This is a genomic window from Nonomuraea sp. NPDC005650, from assembly GCF_040605375.1.
GTDB lineage: Bacteria > Actinomycetota > Actinomycetes > Streptosporangiales > Streptosporangiaceae > Nonomuraea.
The window spans coordinates 23,085-47,384 of the sequence record NZ_JBEXCR010000023.1 but is presented as its reverse complement, the minus strand read 5'-3'; the positions used below and the strand labels follow the sequence as shown (position 1 = coordinate 47,384).

Annotated in this window: 23 protein-coding genes and 1 pseudogene; 12 read left to right on the top strand and 12 right to left on the bottom strand. The window is 68.3% G+C overall.

Annotated elements, in window-relative coordinates; translation table 11 throughout:
* Positions 1-564: 564 nt before the first annotated feature.
* From ABZS69_RS35540 to ABZS69_RS35515, 6 genes are all read right to left on the bottom strand, one after another.
* Complete coding sequence (locus ABZS69_RS35540) at positions 565-1,002, bottom strand: ester cyclase (RefSeq protein WP_355379778.1); 438 nt, start codon at positions 1,000-1,002, stop codon at positions 565-567.
* A 52-nt stretch (positions 1,003-1,054) separates the two neighbouring features.
* On the bottom strand, positions 1,055-1,366 hold the full coding sequence (locus ABZS69_RS35535) for a DoxX family protein (RefSeq protein ID WP_355380002.1): 312 nt from the start codon (positions 1,364-1,366) through the stop codon (positions 1,055-1,057).
* 63 nt (positions 1,367-1,429) lie between these two features.
* Positions 1,430-2,575: a sigma-70 family RNA polymerase sigma factor gene (locus ABZS69_RS35530; protein WP_355379777.1), complete on the bottom strand. Its 1,146-nt coding sequence runs from the start codon at positions 2,573-2,575 to the stop codon at positions 1,430-1,432.
* A gap of 14 nt (positions 2,576-2,589) precedes the next feature.
* The gene (locus tag ABZS69_RS35525; RefSeq protein ID WP_355379776.1) at positions 2,590-2,928 is read right to left on the bottom strand and encodes a YciI family protein; all 339 of its coding nucleotides are present in this window, start codon (positions 2,926-2,928) and stop codon (positions 2,590-2,592) included.
* Positions 2,929-3,048: 120 nt separating this feature from the next.
* Entirely contained in the window at positions 3,049-4,305 is a 1,257-nt protein-coding gene (locus tag ABZS69_RS35520; protein ID WP_355379775.1) for an FAD-dependent monooxygenase, read from the bottom strand.
* Between the two features lie 201 nt (positions 4,306-4,506).
* Positions 4,507-4,983 carry a carboxymuconolactone decarboxylase family protein gene (locus ABZS69_RS35515; RefSeq protein WP_355379774.1) on the bottom strand — a complete coding sequence of 159 codons (477 nt, stop codon included), beginning with the start codon at positions 4,981-4,983 and terminating at the stop codon, positions 4,507-4,509.
* A gap of 614 nt (positions 4,984-5,597) precedes the next feature.
* Between ABZS69_RS35515 and ABZS69_RS35510 the strand changes: the two genes are divergently transcribed.
* Both ABZS69_RS35510 and ABZS69_RS35505 read left to right on the top strand, forming a co-directional pair.
* Positions 5,598-5,777 (top strand): NAD-dependent epimerase/dehydratase family protein, encoded by a 180-nt coding sequence (locus ABZS69_RS35510; RefSeq protein WP_355379773.1) that lies wholly within the window; start codon positions 5,598-5,600, stop codon positions 5,775-5,777.
* Positions 5,778-5,784: 7 nt separating this feature from the next.
* A complete protein-coding gene (locus ABZS69_RS35505; protein ID WP_355379772.1) occupies positions 5,785-5,967 on the top strand; it encodes a hypothetical protein in 183 nt (60 codons plus the stop codon).
* On the opposite strand, the gene ABZS69_RS35500 is transcribed toward ABZS69_RS35505, so the two are convergent.
* From ABZS69_RS35500 to ABZS69_RS35490, 3 genes and pseudogenes are all read right to left on the bottom strand, one after another.
* On the bottom strand, positions 5,950-6,357 hold the full coding sequence (locus ABZS69_RS35500) for a hypothetical protein (RefSeq protein ID WP_355379771.1): 408 nt from the start codon (positions 6,355-6,357) through the stop codon (positions 5,950-5,952). The genes ABZS69_RS35505 and ABZS69_RS35500 overlap by 18 nt on opposite strands.
* Before the next feature lie 70 nt (positions 6,358-6,427).
* Positions 6,428-6,679: a hypothetical protein gene (locus ABZS69_RS35495; protein WP_355379770.1), complete on the bottom strand. Its 252-nt coding sequence runs from the start codon at positions 6,677-6,679 to the stop codon at positions 6,428-6,430.
* Between the two features lie 58 nt (positions 6,680-6,737).
* Positions 6,738-6,947 (bottom strand): annotated as a pseudogene (locus ABZS69_RS35490) (helix-turn-helix transcriptional regulator); the annotation flags it as partial.
* Positions 6,948-7,155: 208 nt separating this feature from the next.
* On the opposite strand from ABZS69_RS35490, the gene ABZS69_RS35485 reads away from it, so the two are divergent.
* The 9 genes from ABZS69_RS35485 (at position 7,156) to ABZS69_RS35445 (ending at position 17,398) form a co-directional block, all read left to right on the top strand.
* On the top strand, positions 7,156-8,283 hold the full coding sequence (locus tag ABZS69_RS35485; RefSeq protein ID WP_355379769.1) for a hypothetical protein: 1,128 nt from the start codon (positions 7,156-7,158) through the stop codon (positions 8,281-8,283).
* A 158-nt stretch (positions 8,284-8,441) separates the two neighbouring features.
* On the top strand, positions 8,442-8,756 hold the full coding sequence (locus tag ABZS69_RS35480) for a hypothetical protein (protein WP_355379768.1): 315 nt from the start codon (positions 8,442-8,444) through the stop codon (positions 8,754-8,756).
* An 815-nt stretch (positions 8,757-9,571) separates the two neighbouring features.
* Positions 9,572-10,153: a hypothetical protein gene (locus tag ABZS69_RS35475; RefSeq protein ID WP_355379767.1), complete on the top strand. Its 582-nt coding sequence runs from the start codon at positions 9,572-9,574 to the stop codon at positions 10,151-10,153.
* A gap of 377 nt (positions 10,154-10,530) precedes the next feature.
* Positions 10,531-11,259, top strand: a complete 729-nt coding sequence (locus ABZS69_RS35470; protein ID WP_355379766.1) for a hypothetical protein — start codon at positions 10,531-10,533, stop codon at positions 11,257-11,259.
* Between the two features lie 135 nt (positions 11,260-11,394).
* Positions 11,395-11,703, top strand: a complete 309-nt coding sequence (locus ABZS69_RS35465; protein WP_355379765.1) for a hypothetical protein — start codon at positions 11,395-11,397, stop codon at positions 11,701-11,703.
* Between the two features lie 94 nt (positions 11,704-11,797).
* Complete coding sequence (locus tag ABZS69_RS35460; RefSeq protein WP_355379764.1) at positions 11,798-11,986, top strand: hypothetical protein; 189 nt, start codon at positions 11,798-11,800, stop codon at positions 11,984-11,986.
* 201 nt (positions 11,987-12,187) lie between these two features.
* Complete coding sequence (locus ABZS69_RS35455) at positions 12,188-13,270, top strand: HNH endonuclease (protein WP_355379763.1); 1,083 nt, start codon at positions 12,188-12,190, stop codon at positions 13,268-13,270.
* Between the two features lies 1 nt (position 13,271).
* Entirely contained in the window at positions 13,272-16,214 is a 2,943-nt protein-coding gene (locus ABZS69_RS35450; protein ID WP_355379762.1) for an AAA domain-containing protein, read from the top strand.
* A complete protein-coding gene (locus ABZS69_RS35445) occupies positions 16,211-17,398 on the top strand; it encodes a hypothetical protein (RefSeq protein ID WP_355379761.1) in 1,188 nt (395 codons plus the stop codon). Before ABZS69_RS35450 ends, ABZS69_RS35445 begins: the two co-directional genes overlap by 4 nt.
* Positions 17,399-17,511: 113 nt before the next feature.
* Here ABZS69_RS35445 and ABZS69_RS35440 read toward each other — a convergent pair whose 3' ends face one another.
* The gene (locus ABZS69_RS35440) at positions 17,512-20,838 is read right to left on the bottom strand and encodes a S8 family serine peptidase (RefSeq protein WP_355379760.1); all 3,327 of its coding nucleotides are present in this window, start codon (positions 20,836-20,838) and stop codon (positions 17,512-17,514) included.
* An 84-nt stretch (positions 20,839-20,922) separates the two neighbouring features.
* Between ABZS69_RS35440 and ABZS69_RS35435 the strand changes: the two genes are divergently transcribed.
* Positions 20,923-21,900, top strand: coding sequence for a LysR family transcriptional regulator (locus ABZS69_RS35435; RefSeq protein ID WP_355379759.1), 978 nt, complete (start codon positions 20,923-20,925; stop codon positions 21,898-21,900).
* Between the two features lie 653 nt (positions 21,901-22,553).
* Here the strand turns inward: ABZS69_RS35435 and ABZS69_RS35430 are convergent.
* Both ABZS69_RS35430 and ABZS69_RS35425 read right to left on the bottom strand, forming a co-directional pair.
* Positions 22,554-23,489, bottom strand: a complete 936-nt coding sequence (locus tag ABZS69_RS35430) for an SDR family NAD(P)-dependent oxidoreductase (protein WP_355379758.1) — start codon at positions 23,487-23,489, stop codon at positions 22,554-22,556.
* 33 nt (positions 23,490-23,522) lie between these two features.
* A complete protein-coding gene (locus ABZS69_RS35425) occupies positions 23,523-24,284 on the bottom strand; it encodes an SDR family NAD(P)-dependent oxidoreductase (RefSeq protein WP_355379757.1) in 762 nt (253 codons plus the stop codon).
* Positions 24,285-24,300 lie beyond the last annotated feature (16 nt).

Genomic DNA, 24,300 nt, shown 5'->3' with positions numbered 1-24,300 from the left:
CGGGTCGAACCCGTTCCGCCGCATCTGCAGCGGCAGCTCGTTCGTTTGCGTCATCGTCTGCTCCATTCGCCCTGTGATTGATTTTCAGCGTCTTTGCGGGTGTGACCCGAGCCCCTCGCCGTCCATGGCCAGAGCTTGTCCGCCACCAAACCGGGCTGGCCGCTGGCCGTCCGCTTCGCCAACCTCAAACCGTCCGGCCACCCGCTGATCCACTCGCCCACGTAGCGCTCCCGCCGGGCGCGGGCTGTCCGGACATCAGGCCGTGGTGGAGCAGGAATCGGTCACCCCTGGCCTCGTCAGACAGGCGGAAGGCCGCACAAGGCCGCGGACTGCGGCCCTGGCAAGCTCCTGCACAGGTGCAGCACGGGAGCGAGCACCACGCGTGCGTCACGGCCATGTCTGGCCATGCTGCTCATGGCAGCTCCATGAGGAGGTACGGGGAAGTGCTCATATTCGGCGGCGAATGGGTAACCGCCGGAGGGACAGCCTCGTGCAGATGGGTTCGGAGGTGACGGCGATCGCGGGTGGGCCACCAGCGTCACCGCGCCAGCCGCGCCGGGCGGGCTACGGGGCCGGGATCACCCCGAGCTGCCGCATCTGCGAGAGAACGTCCACGACCGCCCAGGTCTCGGCGATCCGCCCTTCGGCGAAGCGGGCGATCAGGATCTCCTTGTACGTGATGGACCTGCCGGTCGGCGCGATGCCCATGTACTCGCCCTGGTGGGTCCCGGTGACCGTGTTCCTGGTGACCACCTTGTCCCCCTCGGCGATCACGTCCTCGATGTGCACGTTGAGGTCGGGAAAGGCCCGATGGAGCACCGCCAGCACCTCTTTCATCGCCTGCGTCCCCGCCGTGGCGATGGGCAAGGGCGTGCGGATCAGCACATCCGGATGGACGACCTCGTCGATCGTCCTGGAGATGATCTCCGCGTCGCCGGTGCCGACAGCGTCGTGGAAGCGCCGGAGCGCCGCCTTGTTGTTCACGACCTCAATGGTGGTCATGTGGTTGCTCCTCATATCGAGACGTACGTACGAGTGGTGGTCCGGCCCACGGTCACCAGCCGTAGGGGCCGAACCGCCCCCAGGCGACGAGCACGCAGAGCACGAACAGGACGGCGGTGGCCATCAGCCCGGACGGCTCCTTCCTGTGGATGTGCAGGGCCCCGGCCAGGACCATCGTGATCGCCAGCCCGGTCGCGGCGATCGGCGTCAGGAGGGGTGCAATGCCGGTGGTGGCCGGCACGATCAGCCCGATCGTGCCTAGCAGCTCCGTCACGCCGATGGACCGCACGGCCGTCTGAGAGAACGTTTGCGTCCACGGATACTTGCCGGCCAGCTTGTCCTTGGGCCGGACGAGCTTCTCCAGGCCGGACAGGGTTGTCGCTCATATCCAGACGACGAACGAGCGGCCGCCGGGGGGACAGCCGGCTCAAAGCTGTTCGAGGCGCCGGGTCAGGAGTCGCCGCTCGGGGGTTGAGGCGGCCAGCGCAAGGGCGCGCCGGTAGGCCGTCCGGGCCTCGGCGTCACGGCCCAGACGCCGCAGCAACTCCCCGCGCGTCGAGTGGAAATACAGGTAGCCGTCCAGGTCGAGGTCATCGACGACACGCAACGCCGCGGCGGGATCGCCAGCCTGGGCGACCGCCACGGCGCGGTTGAGCTCGACCACCGCCGAGCCGGTCAGGTCGGCCAGCCGCTGGTACAGGTCGGCGACCTGCGGCCAGTCGATGCGCTCACGCGCCTGGAGCGAGGCGATGGCGGCCTGCACGACGTACGCGCCGCGCCCGCCCAGCGCCATCGCCCGATCCAGCACCGCCCGCCCCGCCGCGATCTGCCGCAGGTCCCACAACGACCGATCCTGATCGTCGAGCAGTACGAGATCATCACCGGAGAACCGGGCCCGCCGCCGTGCGTGGTGGATCATCATCAGCGCCAGCAGCCCGTGCGCCTCCGGCTCCCGCGGCATCAGCCCGGCCAGCACCTGCCCCAGCCGGATGGCTTCGGCGCCGAGATCGACCCGGCCGCTGTAGCCCTCGTTGTAGATCAAGTAGATGACCGCCAGCACCGCGTCGAGCCGTTCGGGCAGCAGACGCGCGCCCGGGACCGCGAACGGGATCCCGGTCGCCTTGATCTTGGCCTTCGCACGGGTCAGGCGCCGCTTCATGGTCTCCTCCGAGACCATGAACGCTCGGGCGATCTCCACGGTCTGGAGGCCACCGAGAGCACGCAGCGTGAGCGCCACCTGCCCCTCCAGCGGCAGCGCCGGATGACAGCAGGCGAAGATCAGCTCAAGCCGCTCGTCCTTGATCAGCGTGTCGTCGAACTCGTCCACGATGGCCTCCGGCGCCGGCAGCAGGTGGACCTTCTGAGCCAGGATGCGCTCCCGGCGGATCCGGTCGATCGCCCAGTTCCGGGCCGTCGTCACCAGCCACGCGCCCGGAGTGTCCGGCACGCCTGAAGTCGGCCAGCGCTCCGCCGCGATGGCGAACGCCTCCTGCGCCGCCTCCTCAGCCCGGTCGAAGTCACCGAGGAACCCGACCAGCGAGGCCAGCACCCGGCCCCATTGATCACGGAACACCTCCTCCAGCACGCTCAGAGCCGCATCACCGGCCTGACCTCCACGGTGCCGCCGAACCGCAGGGCCGGAACGCGCGCCGCCAATTCGAGCGCTTCGTCCAGGTCAGCGGCCTCGATCAGGCAGAAGCCGCCCAGCACCTCTTTGGTGTCGGCGAACGGGCCGTCGGTCATCAGCGTCCGGCCGCCGGACAGCCGCACGCAGGTCGCCATCTCCGCGGGCTGCAAACGCGCGGCACTGACGTAGCGGTCGTCGTCGGCCATCGCGAAATACTCGGCGTACGCCGCCGCACGCTCCTCGTCCGACGACGTCTCCAGGTAGCCGGGCTCGGCGTAGATCAGCAGGGCGTACTGCATCGCAACCTCCAGGGCAGGGGCTTACACCAGTACGACGAACGAGAGGCCGCGCAAGGGACACCACGCGCATATTGCCAATGTAACGACTTCCCACCCGCCCCTGACTCCGTGCGACGCCTTTCAGGCGGGCGCCGGGGCCGGCCACACGGAACCGGGGTGGGCGAAGTCGGGATGGGCGAAATCCATCTCCTTCATCAACGCCACCTTGCGCTGCCACGGCACGAACAACCGGGAGATCACCGGCATCTTGAGCATCCGCATCAGCGCCCTGCGCCGAACCAGTTCCACCCGGCTGAACGGGACGAACAGGCTGCGCATCCGCATCCCGTTGTCCTGGAGGTCTTCGATGGCCGGGCGCAGGCGCCGTTCCCACTGTGCCATGGCCCTGGAGACGCTGCGGGGGTGGCGGGCCAGCATGGTGCCCAGCAGATCGGCCCCGGCCATCCCGGTCGAGGCGCCCATCCCCGCGTACAGGGTCACGCACCAGGCCGCGTCACCCACGAGCACCACCCGCCCGCGATGCCAGCGGTCCATGTGCACCTGCTCGACGGAGTCGAACAGCACGTGCTCGGCCGACTCCAGCGCGTCCAGCGCCGCGCCCAGAATCCGCCCCATTGGCTCTGGACCGAACGCCTCACGCACCCTGTCAGCCTTCGGCCCGGTGAACTCGGCCTCCACATCGTCGGTGAGGTAGTTCAGCAACACGGTAGGCGGCTGATCCTTGACCGGAAAGGTCCACATCGACCGTCCGGGCTCCATGAGGATGACGCAGTCGGTCTGCTCGTGACCGGGGAGCGCACGGGGCAGTTGGTAGGCGACCGCCATGCAGTTCATCCGCCGCCGACACTTCTCGTCGGGCCCGAACACCAGTTGCCGCACCGTGGACCGCAGCCCGTCCGCGCCGACGACCAGATCGAAACGCTCGGTGGCCGACATCCCGCCGGTGGTGGCCAGCGTCACGTCGACCCCCTCGGCGTCCTGCTCGATTCTGGTCGGTACGGTGGCGTACCGAATCTCGACGTCGGACGGCAACGCGGCGAACCCGGCCTCCTCCACGTCTCCCCGCATCATCATCCACGGGCGGCCGGGAAAGTCCTTGAAGCTGAACCCGGGCCGCCGCCTCCCGGCCCGGTCGATGTCGTAGCTGGCACCGTCCGGATCCCGGTCGACCAGCCCATCGAGGATGCCCAGGCGCTCGGCGGCGGCCCGCCCGGCACCGAACAACGCGATGAAGTATCCACCGGACCGCCGCGCGGCACTCCGCTCGACGATGACCGGCGTCCACCCGATCTGCCGCAGCCGCAACGCCGCAGCGATCCCACTGATGCCCAATCCGACCACCAGAGCCCGACGGCCACGATAATCAGACACGTCCATGATCTCCCTCCTCAGAGGTGCATGTAGGAAACCCCAACCACCCACCCGGCCCCCGCCAAGCCGACCAAAGCCACCGGCCGACGGCGGCGGAAATGAGGTCGACCGCGGAAGGCCGGATGAGGCCTGCTGCGGAGCGCGCGTCCCTCATCCGGCTTGGGCGCGAAACGCCGCCGCTACCCCGCTCTTCCGATAGCCGGCCCGCTATCCCCACTGTCCCGGCTGGTAGTCAGCCATGGGGGGCTGCTGGGTGATGACGTTCAGCCGGTTCCAGGTGTTCATGAGGGCGATGTGGGACAGCAGGGCGCCGAGTTGGGCCTCGTCGTAGTGCTTGGCGGCGTTCGCCCAGACCTCGTCGGGGACACCTCCGGCCGCGTCCGCGATACGCGTGCCCTGCTCGGCCAGCTCCAGGGCGGCCCGCTCGGCCTCGGTGAAGACCGTCGCCTCCCGCCACACCGCGACCAGGTTGAGCCGCACCGACGTTTCCCCCGCGTGCGCGGCGTCCTTGGTGTGCATGTCGACGCAGGCGGCGCAGCCGTTGATCTGGCTCACACGCAAGGCCACCAACTCCTGCGTCACCGCGGGCAAAGCGGAGTCGTGCACGACCTTGTTCGCGGAGATGATGTACTTCGCCAGCTTGCTCGTGACCGGGTTCTCGGAGGTGTTGAGTCGCGCTTCCATGATGATCTCCTCTGCCGTGTTCGCTGTCACCCCAACGACGAACGAGCCCATCCCGAGGGGACACCGAGGCCCGAGATCCACACGACATCCTGGTCGCCGAAGAGTCGGTCATCGCCCTTCTCAACACCAACGCCCGGCCCGTCGTGACCTGGGCGGGCCGACGCGGGCCGCCGGCCCGCATTCCGGTAGCGGGCTGGAAGCGGCTCGTCCCGATTCAGGCGACCAGGATTGTCGTCAGGTAGTCGATCACCGCGTCGCCTGACCGGGTCCGCACGGCCACATAGCCGTCCGGCCGGACGGGATGATGGCCGCCCGCATCCGGCGGCGGGTGCGATGGGCGTCGGCCAGCTCCACTGTCCCGTCGGTAACGCGGCGCCACGGCGTTCCTCCCGGCCGTCGGCGCTCTTCTCGGTCCACAGCGGTTCCGGCAGCCACGGACCGATGTAGTCCGCACGCAGCCTGCGCACCTTGCGGAACTGGTCGACTGCGGCGAAACACCGTGTCACAGTGCGCGGCGCTCCAGCGTCTGATCGTAGAGCGGCCAGGCACTCCGGCCGTGGCAGCGGGAAGGGAACGTGCTCGATGACACACCACCAGCCAGAAGGAGACCGCACATGAAGGTCGTGCTCGTGGGAGCGACAGGCACCCTCGGCGGCGAACTCGTGCCGAGACTGCTCGCCGCCGGCCATTCGGTGCTTGGCCTGACCCGCTCCCCCGGCAAGGCGCGCCTGCTGGAGGACGCCGGCCGGAGTATCCGAGTTGCCGGGACGGCCTGCGGCACGTGCGCCGGGTAAGCGCGTGATGCGCCGACTGCGTGCCGTCATCGCCGCCGACACGCTGCACGTGCACGGCTACGACCGCGAGGCTCAGCTCGCCGCCGGGCGACCGCCGACGCTGAGCATCGACACGGACATTCCCGGCGTCTTCGAGGTTGAGCTCCACTGGAGCGGGCTGGTCCTGACCCGGCTACACGTGAGCCCGTGACCGGCGGCTGAGCTGCCTGCGGTGCACCACGAGGCCGGCCAGCGCCAGCAGCGAGACGAGACCGAGCTGCCACCAGTTGTTCGGGCTGCCGCCGAGGTCCAGGTCGGCCGCGTGGTTCACCGCGTGCAGCGTGTTGGTGACGAAGAACCCGACCAGCACGATCGACAACACGTCATGCCACACCAGCGCGCTCAGCATCATCAGCCCAATGCCGATCTGGAAGACCCCGGCGTCGTGCAGGAAGTGCACGTGATTGGGGAATCGGGCGAAGACCGCGAAGCCCGCCGGGTCGATGCGCATCCACACGCCGAAGACCAGCATCGTCAGCGCGCCGACCACCACGGCCACCTGGACGAAGATCCTTGCCGGCCTGCTGTAGCCGTTCATCATATCGTGTCCCTTTCCTGTGCTTGCTCGCTCTGGTGCTAGGACGAGCGCCCACCGCAGCGTGTGACACGGCTCAGCCCGCGGACATCACCGTGATGCCGAGGCCCGTGTAGACGACCATGAGCGTGAGCATCGGGTACTGGCCGGTCCGCAGCTCGCCGGCGCGCACCACTTCCAGCGCCTTGTCGTGCGCCGACACCGCGCCGGCGATGTGGCCGAGCACGATCGCGCCCACCTGGAAGACGACGATCAGCGACGGCGCCAGGGCGTACGGCTGGAGGAGGTTGTGCCGGAGCCAGACCTGGTGGCCGACCGGATTCAGCACCTCGTCCAGCCGACGCGTTCACCACTGACGCCGGCGGCGGCCTGCACTCGGCCGTGCCTTACATCGCGGGGCTGACCAGTCCTGTTTGGTAAGTGATGACGACCAGTTGCGCACGGTCGCGTGCGCCCAGTTTCGCCATCGCGCGGCTGACATGGGTGCGCGCGATGGCCGGGCTGAGAAACAACTCGGCACCGATCTCGTGGTTGCTGAGGCCCTGCCCCACCAGGGCCAGCACTTCGCGCTCGCGCTCGGTATCGTGATGGATCTGCAGGGTGCGGGCTGCCGAGCGCGCTATCTGATCCGAGATTGGATGGAAATCCCGCCGCTCATCGATGAGATCCTCGCCAGCGCCGACATCCAGATGATGCTCACGGGGTCCGGGTGCCGCGAATAAACAAAGAGCTGTTTCTTGCGACGCAGCACCATGATCCCGCCTGCCCTCTCGAGACACGAACCCGAACAGGATCACCACCGAGTTGTCCCGTAGCCGTAAAGCCAGCCAGCGCCTGCGGCGATCATGGGATCGTCGCGAGCTTGCCCATCCGGCTTCAGCGGTCTCGTTCCGGCAGCCGCGACCACAGATCCGGTGGGCCGACGACGGCCCGGGCGTCAGGCAGTCGCAGTCCCGCCATGGCGCACGAATATGCCACGGCCTCGCCCTGGTAGAGGTATTCGGCGAGAATCTCGTCGGCCGTCAGGTGTCCACCGGCGCCCCGCAGCCCGCGCTGTTCAAGCCGATGGACGGCGTCGAGTCCCAGATCGCCTACGACGACCTGGACCGCAAGGTCACCAGCACCGACGCCCGCGGCAAGACCATCTGGACCGGCTACCACGGCCTCTCCCGCGTCACCGAGACCCGCGACGGCTCGGCCACCGGCACCGAGCTCACGTCCTTCGTCTACGACACGCTGCGCAAGGGCTCCCTGACCTCCGCCATCCGGTACGTCGGCGGCCAGTCCTACGTCAACCGCGTCGACAGCTACGACCCTCTCGGCCGGGCCACCCGCACCAGCGTGGTCGTCCCCGCCACCGAGATTGGGCTGGAGGGCACCTACACCTTCAACACCAACGGCACCCTGCAGTCGCTCGCCTACCCCGCCGCCAGCGGGCTCGCGGCCGAAGCCGTCACCCACGGCTACGACGAACTGCTGCGCCGCACGACGATGGGCTCCAACCTGTCCACCTACGTCACCGGCACCACCTACACCCACACCGGCAAGGTCGAGCAGTATGAAGTCGGCTCGGTCGCCGACAAGAATGCCTGGTTCACCTACACCTATCAATACGGCACCCAGCGCCTGGCCTCTTCACGCGTCGACCGCCAGAGCCAGACCGGTATCGCCCGCGACGCCAGCTACATCTACGCCCAGGCCGGCAACATCGCCTCCATCGCGGATGTGTCCGTCAATGGCGCCGACACTCAGTGCTTCACCTACGACGCGCTGGATGTCGTTGAGGACAGCGCCCAACCCGCTCGCCGCCGTCAAATTCGGAGACCCCAAACCTTCGATGCACAGGTCTTGCGAGGTCATAGCATGCACGATATCAAGGCAGCAATTCCCAGCACGTGGACATCCAAAACCAGACGGAACGGTCTTTGTTGATCCGGACAACTTCGGACGACAGATCCACATAATGCCTGGCTATACTGCTGGGAACCGTCCTGATCCACTCACGCATGGACCGTACGCGGAGATATCGCAGCCCGGAACCACTACCAAGGTGCCCCTGCTGGGAAACCCAACACTTGGAGGAGGTTGATATGAGTCCCGAGGAATCATGGCTTCTCAATGAAGTCAACGCGCATCTGGAGGACTATGGAATGATCGGCCTCTACGAACTTATCTGGCTCCTGAACGGTTCAGCTTTTCCTGGAAGCAGGTCTAGCTACGACGCGATCGCTCACAGCGTGGCAGCAGCCGTCCTTAGAAGTCGAGATATCATTATCCGTCGCCTGAAGTGGCCGACCATTGAGGTCGACCATGTCCCGCTCGACGAATCTGTCCTTAGCAATGCTGGTTCGTGGGAGATAGGCCGAGACGGCACATATGTGGCATTCTTGACGCCAGATTTCTAGGCTGCCGACCTAGCAAATAGACGAGGGTGATCGGCTATTGGAGCCGCCACCCTCGCCCTCATCTCTCGGGATCTTCAGCACGTCGTATAGGGGCTGGCCACATGAGCGCGATCGGGTATCCAACGAACTCCAAAAGTGATCGGATCAGCCAATCGGTAGAAGGCGAGAAATTCGGGGTCTTCGAAATTAAACGGGGATGGTCCGGTTTCTGCTGGCGCGTGTGGTTGCGGAGCGTGACCGGAGGCGTTGGTTGAAGGGGTTGCGAAAGCCGTATGCGCCGCGGGCTTCGAACTAGATGACTCGGTTGGTCCCCAAGCTCTTGGCGTTGATGATCCCGGCGAGAAGGAAACGCCTCGATCTCGCTCTGCCAGGCCTCGACGGTCGCGACGAGCGTCACGAGCTCGGGCAGGTAGGCGTGGTCGGCGCACCAGGCGCAGAAGGCGTGCGGCTCGTATATTCAGCCGCAGCGTCCGACCTGCGGGTCCGACAGACACGCTGGATCTCCTGCTCCCCCGGTTTGAGTAGTCGCTCAACCTCTTTTGAGCAACCGCTCAGACGGTAACGATCAAGATCTGCAAGCCTGCCAAGGACTGCAGGTCAGCGCATGAATCGAATATTCGACCCACCCCTACACCCGGAGCTGGTCAACGCCGCTCTGCTCGATTTCGTCAAGTAGGGGTCGAGTCACACGTGGCCCCGTTCCGGGGGGACGGCGCCACGAGCGTGTCCCCCCTCGAGATCACGGTTTCGTGCTGTGAACTGGGGTTTTGCTACGCGATCAGGGCGACGGCTGCGACCATCGCAAGGTGTTGTCGTTGTCGCTTGTCTACCGGTTGGTGATGGATTTGTTCGGCCTGCTGACGGTGCTGGTCCGCTCTGATCTATCCAAGGACGTTGAGCTGCTGGTGCTCCGTCACGAGGTACTCCGCCGCCGACTCGGTAGCCGGCCGCGGTGGGATCACACCGATCGGCTCTGGCTTGCGGCGTTGTCGCGCCTCATCCACCGCCGCCGGTGGACGGAAGTATTCCGGGTCATCCCCGGACATCTCACAGCGATAGTCGGTGTCGTTATCACACTGAGTGCCTGTGGCCTGCACCCTCAGTGGTATAACATCGCGTCTGCCGCTGTATCTCCCGACGGGAAGACGGTCACTGTCACCGCACAGGTGAATTCCTGTCAAGAGGTAACCAGTTCGACAGTCTCCGAACAGACTACCGACGTCACCGTTGGGATAGAGGTTCGCGATAACTGTGAGCCGTTTTTCCCGTGGGAGGAAGGATCAGCTCACACAGCCATGGGCTATGACCGTAAGGTTCAGCTTCGCCTCGAGAAACCACTGGCCGATCGACGTTTGATCGATCGGGCCACCCAACAGGAGGTTCCGATTTTGTGGTAGCTGCGGCTGCCGGATGGAGTCAGCGTCATAGCGCGACCAGTTCGCCCTTGCCGACGCTATGTGGAAGATTTGCGGGACTGGATCGTCATCGACAGTTCGGCGCTGTGGCCCCCAAGTCCATCACTCGACTTTTGCTCCTCTGAATGAGGGTCATGCGGCGTCCTACGGGCGCCGATTAATTATCCGGCCAGGTCAAGCCACGTATCGGTATTCCTTCAGGATACCTCCGAGCCGATCACGTCGGCGGATGTCCAAAAAGGTGATCGGGGCTGTGGGGCTCAGAAACGCGAATCACTTCCAATGCGGAGCCTTCGTCCCAAGGGCGTGAGGCTGAGGGGCGCCAAGCGGCTGGTCAGGATCGCCTGGGATCACAGTTTGTGATCTCGTCCACGGCGTACGCGGTCAATCGGGGCCTGCTGTCTTTGCCCGCGCCGCTGCTACGGAGGAGCGTCTCCAAAGAGTCGGAACTGCTGGTGCTTCGGCATCAGAACGCGATCTTACGCCGTCAGGTCCCGCCGGTGCGTTACGAGCTAGCCGACCACCTGTGGCTCGCGGCGCGCTCACACCTGCACACCCCGCTCCCGACGGGCGGAAATCTTCCCCCGGCCAGGTTGCCGGCCTGCCCCGCACACCCGTGGGACTACAGCAACCGTCGCCGTCCCGGGCGGCCTTCCACCGCGGCTGCGGTCAAGGCCCTCATCCTGCGCATGGCCGCGGAGAACCCGAGGTGGGGGCACCCCGGCGCATCCACGGTGAACTGGTTGTACCGCGTCAAATTCAGCCACGTCGGCACTGACCTGTGGTTTGACGGCGTCCGGCTCGAAACCTGGTTTCGCGAGGTGCTGTTGTCGCTTGTCTACCGGTTGGTGAGGGGCTTGTTCGGCCTGCTGGTGGTGCTGGTCCGCGCTGATCTGTCCAAGGACGTTGAGCTGCCGGTGCTTCGTCAGGAGAACCAAGTGCTTCGCCGTCAGCTCGGTGACCGACCACGGTGGGGTCACGCCGACCGGCTGTGGCTTGCGGCGTTGTCTCGGCTGATCCACCGTCCCCGGTGGGCGGAGGTGTTCCCGGTCACCCCGGCGACGATCGTTGGCACCGTGACCTCGTAGCGCGCAAGTGGACCTCCACCGACCGCCCGCGTACAGGACGACCCGGCACCTCACCGATCCGCGCCGACCGGACAGCAGTGCCTGGCCGCTCAAGCCCACGCGATCATCGCGTGTGACTTCCTGGTGGTCGAAACCATGCTGCTCAAGCGGCTGTATGTGCTGGTCTTCATCGAGCACGGCACCCGGCGACCGCGTCTGGCCGGAGTGACCGCGCACCCGACCGGAGCATGGACGGTGCAACAGGCTCCCAACCTGGCGATGGACCTGGGCGACCGTCTCGCCGGGCTGCGGTTCGTGATCCACAATCGCGACCCGCTCCTCACCTCCACCTTCAGAGAGGTCTTCACAGCTGAAGGGCTACGGGCTGTCACAACGCCGGATCGGCGCACCCGTCGCGGCACCAACGTCCCCCGGGCGCCACGATGCAGCCCCTCTGCGACGTGACCGACCTCAACGACCCGCGGTCCATCCGCCGAAAACCCGTCGTTGCAAGCATGATCCTGCGGTCCGCGACCGCGCTCGCGATCACTTGTGGGTGGTGGCAGCGTTGTCTGTGGTGTTCCTGGTCCTGCAGTGGGAGCCGATCAACCGCATCCCCAGCACCGTGGCCGCACTGGCGGGCCTGACGGCGGTCGGAGTCGCCGTCAGGGCAGCCCTTCCCGGTGCCGTGTGCGGGATCCAAGCCTCCCGTACGGGCAAGGCCACCAGCGTAGTGGTCACCGGGTGAGCGGTCCGGCGGCCATGGAGACGTCGCGGTGCACAAGACCAGCGGCGCGATGGCCTCCGACGGCGGGAGGCCACGAGCAGCATGCGGCTGACCGTGCCGCAGATCATGACGGCTCTCCAGCGACAAGCTACCGGCGTTACGAGGCGATGGACTTCTGCGAGACCGCCGCCGTCTAAAAGTGGCAGCCGCTACCATCCTCGGGTGGCGCAAGCTCAGCGCAGGCACATCCCCAACGAGATCCGGCGCGCGCTCTTCGACGCGACCGACAGACGATGCACCATATGCCGCAGACCCCTGGACATCGAGGGCGGCACCCACCACATCGGCGAGATGGGCCACATCGCGCCGCACTCCCCGGACGGGCCTCGCCGGGGGGCGGCCAGGCCGGCGGAAGTCGATGGCCTCGGCAACCTCATGTTGCTGTGCCCGAGCTGCCATCGAACCATCGACAAAGAGCCGGGCCTGTGGCCGGATGAACATTTGCGCGCCATCAAGGCCGAGCACGAGGGGTGGGTGGTCGTCGAACGGGCCCGACCGGAGCCCGACAAGCCACTCGACGAAGAGCCGACGGGCCTCGGCGAGATCGTGGAGATCGGGGACGTCGCCTACCGGGTCACGAGCGATCCCGAGGAGGAGAGGTCCGCGGACGGCACAGCGATCGTGTCCCGGGCGTTCGCGTTCGCGCCGGACGGCCGTCACGTCTGGATCCGCAGGATCGCCACCAGATGGCCCGGTTCCGAGGCCCTGGAACGCCGCGTCGCCCTGGCCGACGAGGCCGGCCTGCTCACCGAAGCGCTCCCCTGCCTGCCGCCGCCCGTCGCGGCATCCATGACGGCGGAGACGGCGGTGCTGGTCACCGCGGTTCCCTCGTTCACCACCCTGGCCGGCTTCTACGGCGGCCGGGGCCGTGAGGCCGAGGCCGTGCGTGTCCTGGCCGCCGGAGCCGCCGGGCTCTGCGAAGGGCTGGCCTCCCTGCATGCCAGAGGCCTCGCCCATGGCGCCCTCGACCCTGATTCGATCATGACCGACCGGGACGGAGCGCTCTTCCTGCGCGACGCCGGCCATGCGTTCCTGCATCCCACCGAGCCCACCGAGGACATCCGCCGGCTGGCCGAGCTGATCCACGTGACGGTGACCGGGCGCCCACCTGTACCGCTCGTCTCGGCCGCGGTCCTGAACCCCGCCGTCCCGGAGCGCTTCGCCCGCGCCCTCGACCGCGCGCTCTCACCCGACCCGGCCGAGCGCGGCGACATCGCAGAACTCGGCGCGGGACTGCGCAGCTGAGGTGAAGGAGCAGATCGTGGAGAGAAGGGTCGTCGACCTCGGTCCCGAGGTCGGTCTGCTCTGGTCCAAGAACTTTCCCGGCAAGCTGGTCGGGCAGCGCGAACGCCATCCGCTCCTACCAGGGCTGGAAGGGATCTGCCACGATCTGTGGGCGGCCGGGCCGCAGAATCTGATCCCCGCTCGCCTGGAACGCGGCCGCGAGGGCCGGGACGACTTCCTCAAAATCTACATCGACGGCCGATACGCGCTCATGCTCTTCGCCACCCAGGACTTGCGCGGCTACCGGATCGGCTGGATCCATCCGATGCGCTTCAGCGACCACGATCAGATCGTGCGGGGCGGCCTGCTGCTGCGCGCCGGGCAATGGCGGGTCTACGACCACCCCTACCAACTGCATCACTCCTCCAGCTGGCCGGCCGTCCAGACCGCCTGGACCACCGGCGTCACCGCGCCGCCCGATCAGGAGCCCACGGTACGGGCCTCCCACACCGCCTATCTCGACCGGCTCGCCACACTGGTGGATCAGGGACGGCGGATCGAGTCCTCGGCGGGTGACGCCAGCCGGCTCGTCCCGTACCACCGCGTCACCCCGGTGGCCGCGACCCGCCGCTCCGCACGGTCGGTGCACGCTTTCCAGCTCATGGGCGCCAACAGGCTGGCGGAAGGCACCCGCGTGCACATCGACGGCGACCCCGACCTGCGCGGCCGGATCGAGCGGATCGACGAGGGCGTGGCAACGGTACGGTTCGAACGGCCCGTGGACTTCAACCGGATCCCCGAGAGCGGCGCCTTCGCCGAATCGCCCAACCTGATCGCCTACGACAAGAAGCGCGCGGCGATCGAGATGCTGCGGGAGGGCCGCGCCCGCAATCCACTGCTGCTGACCGCGCTGGTCGACCGCCGCTTCCAGCCCTTCGCCCCCGCGCTCGGGCGCCGTCCCCGCGAGCATCTGGACGCCAGCCAGCTCAGCGCCTTTCACAAGGCGCTGACCGTTCCCGACCTCGCCCTCATCCAGGGACCGCCCGGCACCGGCAAGACGCACACCATCCGCCAGGTCGTCCTGGCCTGCGCCGAGGAGCAGCGCAAGGTCCTCATCTCCTCCTACACCAACCGAGCGGTCGACAACGTGCTCCAGGACCTGCCGGAGGACCTGCTGGTCCTGCGGATCGGCCGGGAGGACGGCGTCACACCGGGCTGCGAGCACCTGATGCTGGAGGCGCGGGCGGTCGAGCTCCAGCGGCGTATCGCCGAGCGGACGGAGCCCGTCCTCGCCCGCTACGACGCCGCGGCTTCTGATGGCCCGGCGGACGCCCTGTTCCGGCAGCTCACCGAGGATCTGCGGCGTCTGGAGGAGGCCGGTGCGGACGTTCGGCGGAGCGCCGCCGCGCTGGCCGAGCGGGAAGATGCCGTGACCGCCGATCTCCGACGGCAGACGACAGCCCTGGACGACGAGGGGCGCCGCCACGAGGAGCTGCTCGCCGGGCACGTCCAGGCCCTCGACCGGCTCGACCGCGCGCTGGGCAGGGCACAGCGCGCCGCCGCAATCCCGCTGGTCGGCCGGTTCTTCCTGCGGCGGCTCACCCGCCTCCAAGGGGAGCGGTCCGCGACGGCCGCCGAGTCCGAGGGCATCCGCCGGACGCTGGCCGCGATCGCGCAGGACCGGGCACGATTGGCGGCCGAGCTCGACCAGGTCCGCGCCACGCATCCCGACCTCGTGGCCGCCCGCCAGGCTCACGAGCGCGACCTGGCCGGACAACGATCCCGCGCCGAGCGGGCCGCACAGGTCGCCACGTCCCTGCGCGGACTGCTCGACAGCGAGACGCCCGAGATCAGTGCCGACCCGGCGAGGCTGGCCGCGTTCCTGCCCGCCGCGAGCTCGGCACTCGGGCTGATGCGCAGACGGCTCGATCTCCTGACATCCTGGCGCGGGCAACTCGAGCGGCGCACCGAGCAGTTGTACGGCGAGCTCGTCAGATACGCCGACGTGATCGGCGCGACCTGCATCGGCACCGCGACGAGCGAGCATTTAGACAACGTCGACTTCGACGTGGCCATCGTCGACGAAGCTGGTCAGATCAGCACGGCCGACCTGCTCGTCCCGCTGGTCCGGGCACGCAGGGCGGTCCTCGTCGGCGACCACGTCCAGCTGCCGCCGCTGCCGGATCAGCGGCTGGTCGCCTGGGCCGCGGCGGAGCACCCCGGCGATTCCGGGCTGGCCCGGCTCATCACCGACAGCGCCTTCGAGCTGCTGTTCCCCTCGACGCCCCAGGAGAACAGGGAGCTGCTGCGATTCCAGCGCCGGATGCCCGAGAGCCTGGCCCGCTTCATCTCCCGCCATTTCTACGGCGGTCTCCTGGAAACCGACGTGAGACGGGTCCACCACGACGACCTGTTCGCCGCTCCCATGGCGTTCGTCGACACCGCGGAGCTCCCGGAGCGCGAGCGGCGCGACCGCAAACCCCGCGCGGACGAGCCCTGGCCCAAGGACAGCCGGCTGAACGAGTGCGAGGCCAGGCTGCTGGCGCTCCTGGCGGCCCACTACCACGCGCAGTCCGATGACTGGGCGGTCATTCTCCCGTACTCGGCTCAGATCGGCCTGGTCACCTCCCTGCTTGCCCGGCGCATCGGCGACGAGAGTGTCGTCGCCCGCCGGGTGGCGACCGTCGACTCCTTCCAGGGCGGCCAGCACGACACGATCCTCTTCGGGTTCACGGTCAGCAACCCGTACCGCAATGTCGGCTTTCTCCGGGAGGTACGCCGCTCCAACGTGGCCTTCTCCCGTGCCAAGCAGCGGCTGGTCCTCGTCGGTGATCTCACCACGCTCCTCAACGCCACCGACCCCGGCTTCCGCGACCTGGCACAGGCGCTGCACGACCACGTGCGAACCGCCGGGGACCCGCGCGGCTACCGCGAGATCATGCGACGCCTCGGGGAGAGCCCATGAGCAGCACGTCGGCCGACACGATCCGGTACGCCCAGACCCGCGCCCTGGAACACGCCGCCGACCTGCCCGGCATCCGGCCACTTCGGATCCACGCGCTCGCCTTCCCCCTGCACGCCGCGGAGCTTTCGGCGATCATCGAGGAACGCGGCCCGTTCGACCTCCTCGACCGGTACGTCGGCCTCGCCATCGCCGAGGGCGGGTTCACCCGCCTCCAGGACATCGCCGTGTTCCTGGGCGTCTCCGAGCACATGGTCGACCGGGTGCTGCGCTTCCTGGGCGGCATCGGCCACCTGGAGGGCAGCGCCGAGGCCCCCTCCCTCACCGAGCGCGGCCTGCGGTCGGTCCGCGACGACCGCCGCTACACCGAGAAGCAGGAGCGGCTGCGCCTGTACTTCGACGGCGTGCGATGCGAGCCACTGCGTACCGCCCACTACGCCCGCGGCGTCCGGATCCTCGACCGGGACGCCGCATACGCCCAGCGGGCCTTCCGGCTCCTCCCCGAGGCTCGCGGCTTCCGTCCGGGCGCCGTCGGGGAGCTGGCCCGGCGTCCCGACCGGGGCGAGTACGACCTGCCGGACGAGCTGCTCAACCTCGAGGTGCTGGAGGTGGGCCGGGCGTTCCTGCCCTGCTACGCCATCAGAGTGCACGACGGCCGGCGGCTCACGACACTCGTCTACTCCGGCGTCGCCGAACTGCGGGACCATCACCTGGAGGACATCCTCAACTCCTGGCCGACAGCCACACACGTGATGGAGAGCACCGACTCCGAGCAGCCACGCGACCATTTCGCGGAGTGGATGCGCGAACGAAAGATCGCCCCGCAGGCACTCGCCTGGGTCGACCACTACAGCTTCCGACTGGTCCTGCCGCCTTCCCGCTACCTGGGCCGCACGGTCGGGGCGCGGGACAAGGGCACCTTCTCCCTGATGATGCTCGGCTCGTACGTGGCCCCGCACAGCCACGTCCTCCAGCTGTGGTGCGACGACGCCCCTACACGGACCAAGGCCGTCCTCAGTCGAGCCTTGGCCTACGCCACGGCGACCCGCCGCACCGTGCCAGAAGTGACGGCATTCCTCGAACGCGTCTGCCGCCAGCTCGAACCGGACGCCCACGTCACCATCGATGACCTGCAAAGGCACGCCCGCGAAGCCGGATACGGCACTCTCGACCTCGGCGAAGGATGAAGATCCGTCCGGGTCTCTCAGGTATGCCCTTCTCTACTGCCGTCCTGCGGGATGCCGAAGATCATCATCCGCTACGGCGGGCCTCGGTCGACGTGCCCGAGGCCCGCCGGGCGTCATCGCAGGTTGTAGGCGCGGATGACGGTGTAGTCGACGGTGCCGCCGTCGGCTCGCTCCGCGTGCGCGCGCACGGACACCGACCCCTTGTCCGGGTGGTTCAGCGTGGCCAGCCACGTGTCCGTTCCGGTCGGGGTCAGGGCCGCCTTCCGCCACGTCGCGCCCTCGTCGTAGGAGACCTCGACGCTGACCCGCCGCGTCCGCGAGGCGACCGAGCCCGGCTGAGCCTTCAGGCTCACCGGCACCCTGAACGGCCGGCCGGCCGGTGCGCTGTTGGCCAGGTCGACCTGCGGCGTGAAGGAGAACGACGACAGGGGCAGGTACGTCCACTTGTCCGTGCTCACCTCACCGGACTTGAACGTCCACGCACCGCTGATCTTGGTGGAGGCGTTGAAGCCGGTCGTACGGTCGACGTCGTACTCCAGCCGATAGGTGCTCTCGGCCGACGGCACCGGCCCGCTGGCGTCGTAGAAGTACTTTGAAATCTCGACCAGTTGGACGCCGTCGCGGTAGAACCCGACCCGGCCGCCGTCGAGCAGCGAGTAGCCGGTGTGCCCGGAGTCGTCGCCGAACGGCGGGATGTTCAACATGATGGTGTTCCCGGCGCGGGCGACGTACGTGCGCGGGTTGAACTTCGGCCCGGCAGGTCCGCGTTGCCAGTCGACCACGAATTTCCTGCCCGGCTGCCAGGTGGTGTCGTCGTACCAGAACTGCGTCTGGCGCGCTCCGCTCGTCTCCCACCGGTTGTCCCAGACCACGCCCTTCGCGCTGTAGTAGATGGTCCGGGTGCTGGGCACGTCATACCTGATCGGTCCCGACATCGCGCTGCCGCCCTCGGGCGGGAACCCGAAGTTGTGCATGTAGCCCTGCTGCTTGTCCGGGGTCACGCCGTGGTTGCGGTTGACCACGGTCGCCAGCTCACTGGGGCGCACGGTGTGGTGGTAGCCGGTGAGGAACCTCCCGCGGACGAACTGCACGAGGTCGTACTCGTACGGCGAGCCGTAGAAGGTGCCGTCGGCGCCCGGCTCGGCCCAGAAGCTGCGTACCTCCGACACCAGCGTGCCCTGATCGGCCGTCACCTCCGCACCCAGGTCCGCGGTGAACAGCTTGCCGAAGTCGGCGCCGACGATCCGCGCCGCCAGGCCGTATCCGCGCGGCAGGACGCGGAAGAAGCCGGCCGCGGCCAGCCGGGTCCGCGCCGAGGACTTCGGTACGGTCACCGACACCGGTGTGCCCTGGCGCGCGTCGAGTGTGAGGACTCCGTCGTCGGTGTTCCCGACGGTGAGGTTCGGCTGCACCAGCAGCGTCGAGGTCCCGTCGGGTGTGATCACCGTGGCCTGAACGTGGTAGCGGCCGGGCCGGAGCTTGGCCTTCACGGTGCCCGACGCGTCGTAGGGAACCTGGAAGACGTCCAGATCGAGACCGACCACCGACAGGTCGTAGTCACTCGCCGGCGCGCCCGCGCGGTCGGTGAGCCGGAAGGTGACGGTGCGGGTCTCGTGTCCCTTCGTGATCGTCAGCGGGGTTCGCACCGACACGCCGTCGGCGTTCGAGGCCAGCAGCATTCCGGTGAAGGTGCCTGTCGCCGACGGCACCCGGGTGTCGGCGGTCAGGGTGACCGCCGCGGTTCCACCGGCCGGCACGACGGCCCGCGCCGGACTGGCCGTGAACAGCCCGGCCGGCGCGGCGGCCCCGTCCGGGCCGGTCGCCGTGGTCGTGAGGTCTAGGGTGACGGGCGCTGTGCCGTCGTTCCGGTAGGTGATCGTCTTCGTCACGGGAACGTCGTCTTCGGCCGGCCACGGTTGCGACCCGAGCGCGAGGCCGGTGGCGTCGGGCAGGATGGCCTGCTGAACCGCGCGGCCGACGTCGACCCTGCCGGCGCCCTGCTGGAAGGCGTTCAGGCCGGGGTTCGGCTTGGCCGTGGCGACCAGCGCAGCTTTGAGGTCGGGGCCGGTCCACTTCGGGTGCTGCTGCGCCAGCAGCGCCGCGGCTCCCGCGACGTGCGGCGTGGCCATCGACGTCCCGTTCAGCTGGGTGTATCCGGGCGAGTACTCCGGATAGTCGGATCCCTTCGCCAGCGCCGCGACGATGCCCACGCCCGGCCCGGTGATGTCCGGCTTGATCGCGCCGTCGACGCGCGGCCCGCGGTTGGAGAACGACGCCAGGGCATCCTGCTTGTCCACCGCGCCCACGGCGAGCGCGGCGTCCGCGGTGGCCGGCGAGGACACACCGCCGTTCCGGCCCTCGTTGCCCGCGGCCACGACGAACAGCGTGCCGGTGCTCGCGGTCAGGCGGTTCACCGCCTCCTCCAGGACGTCGACGCCCGGGAAGTCGGTGCCGCCGAGGCTCATGTTGACCACTTTCGCCCGCTCGGCGGCCCACTCCATCCCGGCCAGGATCGCCGACTCGGCGCAGTTACGGGTGCTGCACACCTTGCCGATCAGCAGGTTCGCCCCGGGCGCCACGCCGCGGTACTTTCCGCCCGACGCCGAACCGCTGCCGGCGATGGTGGACGCGACGTGCGTGCCGTGACCGACGTTGTCCACGGTGTCGGCGGCGTCGGTGAAGTTCTTCTCCTCGACGATCTTCCCGGCCAGGTCCGGGTGGGAGTTGTCGATCCCGGTGTCCAGGACGGCGACGGTGATCCCGCTGCCGTCGTATCCGGCCGCCCAGGCGGTCGGCGCGCCGATCTGCTTCACGCTCTGGTCCAGCGAGACCTCGCGCTTGCCGTCGAGCCAGATCCGCCCGATGCCGGACGCCGCGGTGCGCTGGGTCGCCGGGCCGGCGGTCACCTCGGTCCAGAACTCGTGCGCTTTTGCCTTGCCGACCTTCACCGCGGCGGCGCCGATGCTGGGCAGCGTGCGGGTGACCTTCCCGGCCGACCTGACCCGGGCAGCGGCCTTGGCCTCGTACGACACGATGGTGGGCACGTCGTCGACGTGCGCGTCGTCGTATCCGGCCTGGACGAGCCCCGTCACGTCGAACAGCCGCCGGTCGAGCCGGGCGGCCGACACCAGCTTCTGGGCGTCGTTCGGCACGACGAACTGGTGCCCGTCGCGTTCGTACTGGCTGAAACCGACCTTTTCGCGGCCGGGAGCGGGATCGATCGAGACCCGGTTCCCCTCGACATAGACCCGGTCGCCCGTCAGCAGGGTGACCCACGAGCCACGGGGCGCCGTGGACTGGGTGCCGGAGGTCCACCGGGAGGGTGCCGGGTCGGCGCTCGGCGTGGGCTCCGCGCTCGCGGTGGAGGTCAGACTCGCGGTTAACAGAGCGGTGGTGAGCAAGAGACCGGGCAGGCGCCGGCGCAGAGACGTCCTGGACATCAAATTCCTTCCTGACGGTGCAGGGAAGATTCTGAGATCAGGACATTGGGTGTAGGTACTCCTAATCGGGCATAACATCGCGTTATGCAGTTGGAGATCCGCCACCTCCGGGTTGTCGCGGCGATCGCCGAGTCCGGCAGCATCAGCCGGGCTTCGGCCGTGCTCGGCCACAGCCAGCCGGCCGTCACGGCGCAGTTGCAGCGGATCGAGCGCGCGCTCGGCGGGAGGCTCTTCGCCCGCGACGGAACCGGCGCCAAGCCCACGGCGTTGGGTGCCATGGTCCTGTCCCATGCCCAGGGCATCATCGCGTTGCACGACGATCTGGTGCGCGACGTGCAACGCCGTGACGCCGACGGCGACCTGGCGACGCTCAGGCTCGGCGCCACGGCCGGGCCGATGGCCGCCGGCCTGATGACGGTCAGCCGCCGGTTGCTGCCGGAGGCCGAGGTGTCCCTGCACGTGAGCGACGCGGACGAGGAACTGGTCGAACTGCTCGCCGAATCCCGGCTGGAGATCGGGCTGAGCGTCGACTATCCGGGCTACGAGCTGCCGGTGCCCGAAGGGCTGAGCGAAGCGGTACTGGGCGTCGAGCCCGTCTTCGTCGTCCTGTCGAAGGACCACCCGCTCGCGGCCGAACCCGAGGTGCCGCTGGCCGCGCTGGCCGGCGAGCGCTGGCTGCCGGGCGTCGGCAAGGACATCAGGATGCGGGCGATGTTCCGGGACACCTGCCGCCGCGCGGGGTTCGTGCCGCGGCGCATCCAACGTACCGACGCCAGCCTGGTGTTCTCCCTGATCAGCCAGGGGCACGGAGTGTCCCTGTGCAGGGCGATCACGGCCGAGCGCGAGAACGTGGTGGTCAGGCCACTGGCCGGCGACCCGATGTGGGTACGGGAGCGGCTCCTGTGGTCGCCGGATTCGCCGGTCGCCGAGCACGTACCGGGTATCCGCGACGTGCTCGCCGCGGCGTACCGGGAGCAGGCGGAGGCGATGCCGGTCTACCAGGCGTGGCAGCGCAGCCGCCGCCGGTCCTGGTCGGAGCACGACGTGGAGGCCTTCGCCTAGCAGGTACCGCGAGCTCGCCAGGCCGGTGCGGGTGACCAGAGGAAAACTGCGGAACACGAGCGCACGCGCCGCTGAGGCTGATGGGCGCTCCCAGGAGGAAGCCGAGGCCTGACGCCGACAGAAGTGGACGCTTCCACCCTGGTGCGTCACGCCGAAGGGCATGAGCAGAGCGGTGAGCGCTGCGTTCGCGGCGGTCGCAGGTTCAGCTCGACGTGGTTCGGGAGTGATACCGAAAGCGGTGGATGGTTGGCATGGAGGCCGTATCGCCTGGTTGACGGCTTGCCGCAGACGTGTCGTGGTGCAGGGGTCACTCCATCGCAGGAGCCGAGGGTTGTGTGGCCCTTCTGAGGTGACGGGCGATCAGGGCGTAGGTTTGGCGGGCCTTGTCGGCGTCGTTCATGTCGTATGCGTGGTCGGCTCGTGGGACGACGTGGTGCTCGGCCAGTGCGCCGGCCTTGCGCAGCCGCTTCGCGTACCGGCTGTCCGCCGGCGTCGTTGAAGCCTTCCGCGACGAAGCCGGTGACGAACCAGCCGGCCCGGCTCCACCCGACCAGCAGCCGGTGCTCGTAGGTGCCGAGTTCTCACAGGGTTCTCCCAGTGGGATGGTGGCTGCAGTCGTCAACCGGCCCCGGACACTTTTGACGCCCGCGTTTCTAAGTGGGCCGCACCGCTTCCTGAACGGTGGCGGGCGCCGGGTTCTGTATGTCGAAGAGCAGGCCGGGCTGAAGCGCCTTCTCCAGGTCAGCCGATGTCCAGGCGTCCCCCTTGGTGATGGAACGGTAGGGCCGTTCCGGGAAGGCGCGTTGTACGAGGCCGCCCGTCAGGTGGAACACCTCACCGTTGATCCGGGCCGCTTCGTCCGTGCAAAGGTAGGTGATGGCCGGCACGATGAATTCCGGGTCGGGCAAGGAGTGGGCTTTGCCGCCGGTCTGCTCGGCCCCGGACTTGTCGCGCATTTCGTTGACGCGGCGACCGTAGCCGAGGGTCACCCGCGTCTCGGCGGCAGGCGCTATGGCGTTGGACGTGATGCCGTACTCCGCCGTCTCCCGGGCGAGGGCTCGGGTGAGACCGATGATGGCGCCTTTGGCCGCGCCGTAGTTGGCCGCCGCGGCGCGCCCATGCGTCGCCACCCCGGATGAGAAATTGACGATCCGGCCGAACCCCTGCTCTCGCATTGAGGGAAGCGCCGCTTGGATGCAGGCGAAATGCCCTTTCAGATGCACGTCGAGGACGGCATCCCAATCCTTGTCCGGCATGTCGAAAATCAGGTTGTGGCGGAAGATGCCCGCGACGTTGACGAGGATGTCGAGGCGGCCGAAGTTGTCCACGGCCGTCTTCACAAGCGCTTGTCCCCCGTTCATCGTGGCGATGTTGCCGGTGTCCGGTACCGCGGTCCCGCCCCGCCCCAGGATTTCCTGGACAACCTGAATGGCGGGACCGTCATCCATTCCCGCGCCCTCGGGGTCGACTCCGAGGTCATTAACGACGACACTTGCGCCTTCGCCGGCCAGCCCTATCGCGACCGACCGTCCGATGCCACGTCCGGCACCGGTCACCGCGGCCACTTTTCCTTTGAGCAGGTCGCCCATTCGATTCGCTCCTTCTGGATCGCCGCTCCGCGGTCACGCTCTTGCCAGCGTCGGCATCAGTTGCGACAACTCCTGCGACGGCCACATCCCCGGGTGGAAGAGCGCATCCCCCGGAACGGGGTGCGTCAGGACGGAGATGGTCCGGCCCTGGATCTGGAAGTGCCGGCCGTTGATGTCGGCCGCCTTGTCGCCACCGAGGTATACCGCCAGTGTCGCGGACGTCTCCTCGTCCGCGGGTTGCGGGTGCCGAGGCGTCACGATCAGGTTGACCGTGACCCCGTACCTGCCGACGTCTCGGCAGACCACGCGGGTGAATCCGGCGATGCCGGCCTGCGCCGCCACGAAATTCGCCTGCCCGCCGGCCCCCTGGAGGCCCTCTTCGGAGGCCACGTTGACGATGCGGCCGGCCCTCTTCTCGCACATGAGCGCGGTCGCCGCTCTGCTGCAGGTGAAGAGCGCGCGAAGGTGGCCGTTGACGACGGCGTCCCAGTCCTCCTCCAGCATGCCGGCCAAGGGCACATCGCGAATGGGGCGGGAGGTGTTCACCAGCAGATCCACGCCGCCCAGGCGATCCACGGCCGCCTGAATGAGCCGTTCCGCCCCGGGCGTCGTCGTGACATCTTCATCAGCGGTGACCAGCGTTCCGCCGGCCTCTTCGACGTGCGCGGCGGCGCCGGGCGCGAGCCTGTTCGCCATGACTCCGCCTCCTGCTTCCGCAGCCCGGATGGCGATGGCTCGTCCCAGGACTGTGCTCGCGTCCGTCACGACGACGGCCTTGCCGTTCAGTGCGTCCATCGGTTCTGGCTTCCTG

Coding starts and splice junctions, on each gene's coding strand:
- ABZS69_RS35500 (WP_355379771.1), bottom strand. CDS start 6,357: ATGATGAACGGCTACAGCAGGCCGGCAAGGATCTTCGTCCAGGTGGCC.
- ABZS69_RS35520 (WP_355379775.1), bottom strand. CDS start 4,305: ATGGACGTGTCTGATTATCGTGGCCGTCGGGCTCTGGTGGTCGGATTG.
- ABZS69_RS35430 (WP_355379758.1), bottom strand. CDS start 23,489: ATGGGCGACCTGCTCAAAGGAAAAGTGGCCGCGGTGACCGGTGCCGGA.
- ABZS69_RS35445 (WP_355379761.1), top strand. CDS start 16,211: ATGAGCAGCACGTCGGCCGACACGATCCGGTACGCCCAGACCCGCGCC.
- ABZS69_RS35540 (WP_355379778.1), bottom strand. CDS start 1,002: ATGACCACCATTGAGGTCGTGAACAACAAGGCGGCGCTCCGGCGCTTC.
- ABZS69_RS35510 (WP_355379773.1), top strand. CDS start 5,598: ATGAAGGTCGTGCTCGTGGGAGCGACAGGCACCCTCGGCGGCGAACTC.
- ABZS69_RS35480 (WP_355379768.1), top strand. CDS start 8,442: ATGAGTCCCGAGGAATCATGGCTTCTCAATGAAGTCAACGCGCATCTG.
- ABZS69_RS35515 (WP_355379774.1), bottom strand. CDS start 4,983: ATGGAAGCGCGACTCAACACCTCCGAGAACCCGGTCACGAGCAAGCTG.
- ABZS69_RS35425 (WP_355379757.1), bottom strand. CDS start 24,284: ATGGACGCACTGAACGGCAAGGCCGTCGTCGTGACGGACGCGAGCACA.
- ABZS69_RS35440 (WP_355379760.1), bottom strand. CDS start 20,838: ATGTCCAGGACGTCTCTGCGCCGGCGCCTGCCCGGTCTCTTGCTCACC.
- ABZS69_RS35465 (WP_355379765.1), top strand. CDS start 11,395: ATGCTGCTCAAGCGGCTGTATGTGCTGGTCTTCATCGAGCACGGCACC.
- ABZS69_RS35525 (WP_355379776.1), bottom strand. CDS start 2,928: ATGCAGTACGCCCTGCTGATCTACGCCGAGCCCGGCTACCTGGAGACG.
- ABZS69_RS35505 (WP_355379772.1), top strand. CDS start 5,785: ATGCGCCGACTGCGTGCCGTCATCGCCGCCGACACGCTGCACGTGCAC.
- ABZS69_RS35435 (WP_355379759.1), top strand. CDS start 20,923: ATGCAGTTGGAGATCCGCCACCTCCGGGTTGTCGCGGCGATCGCCGAG.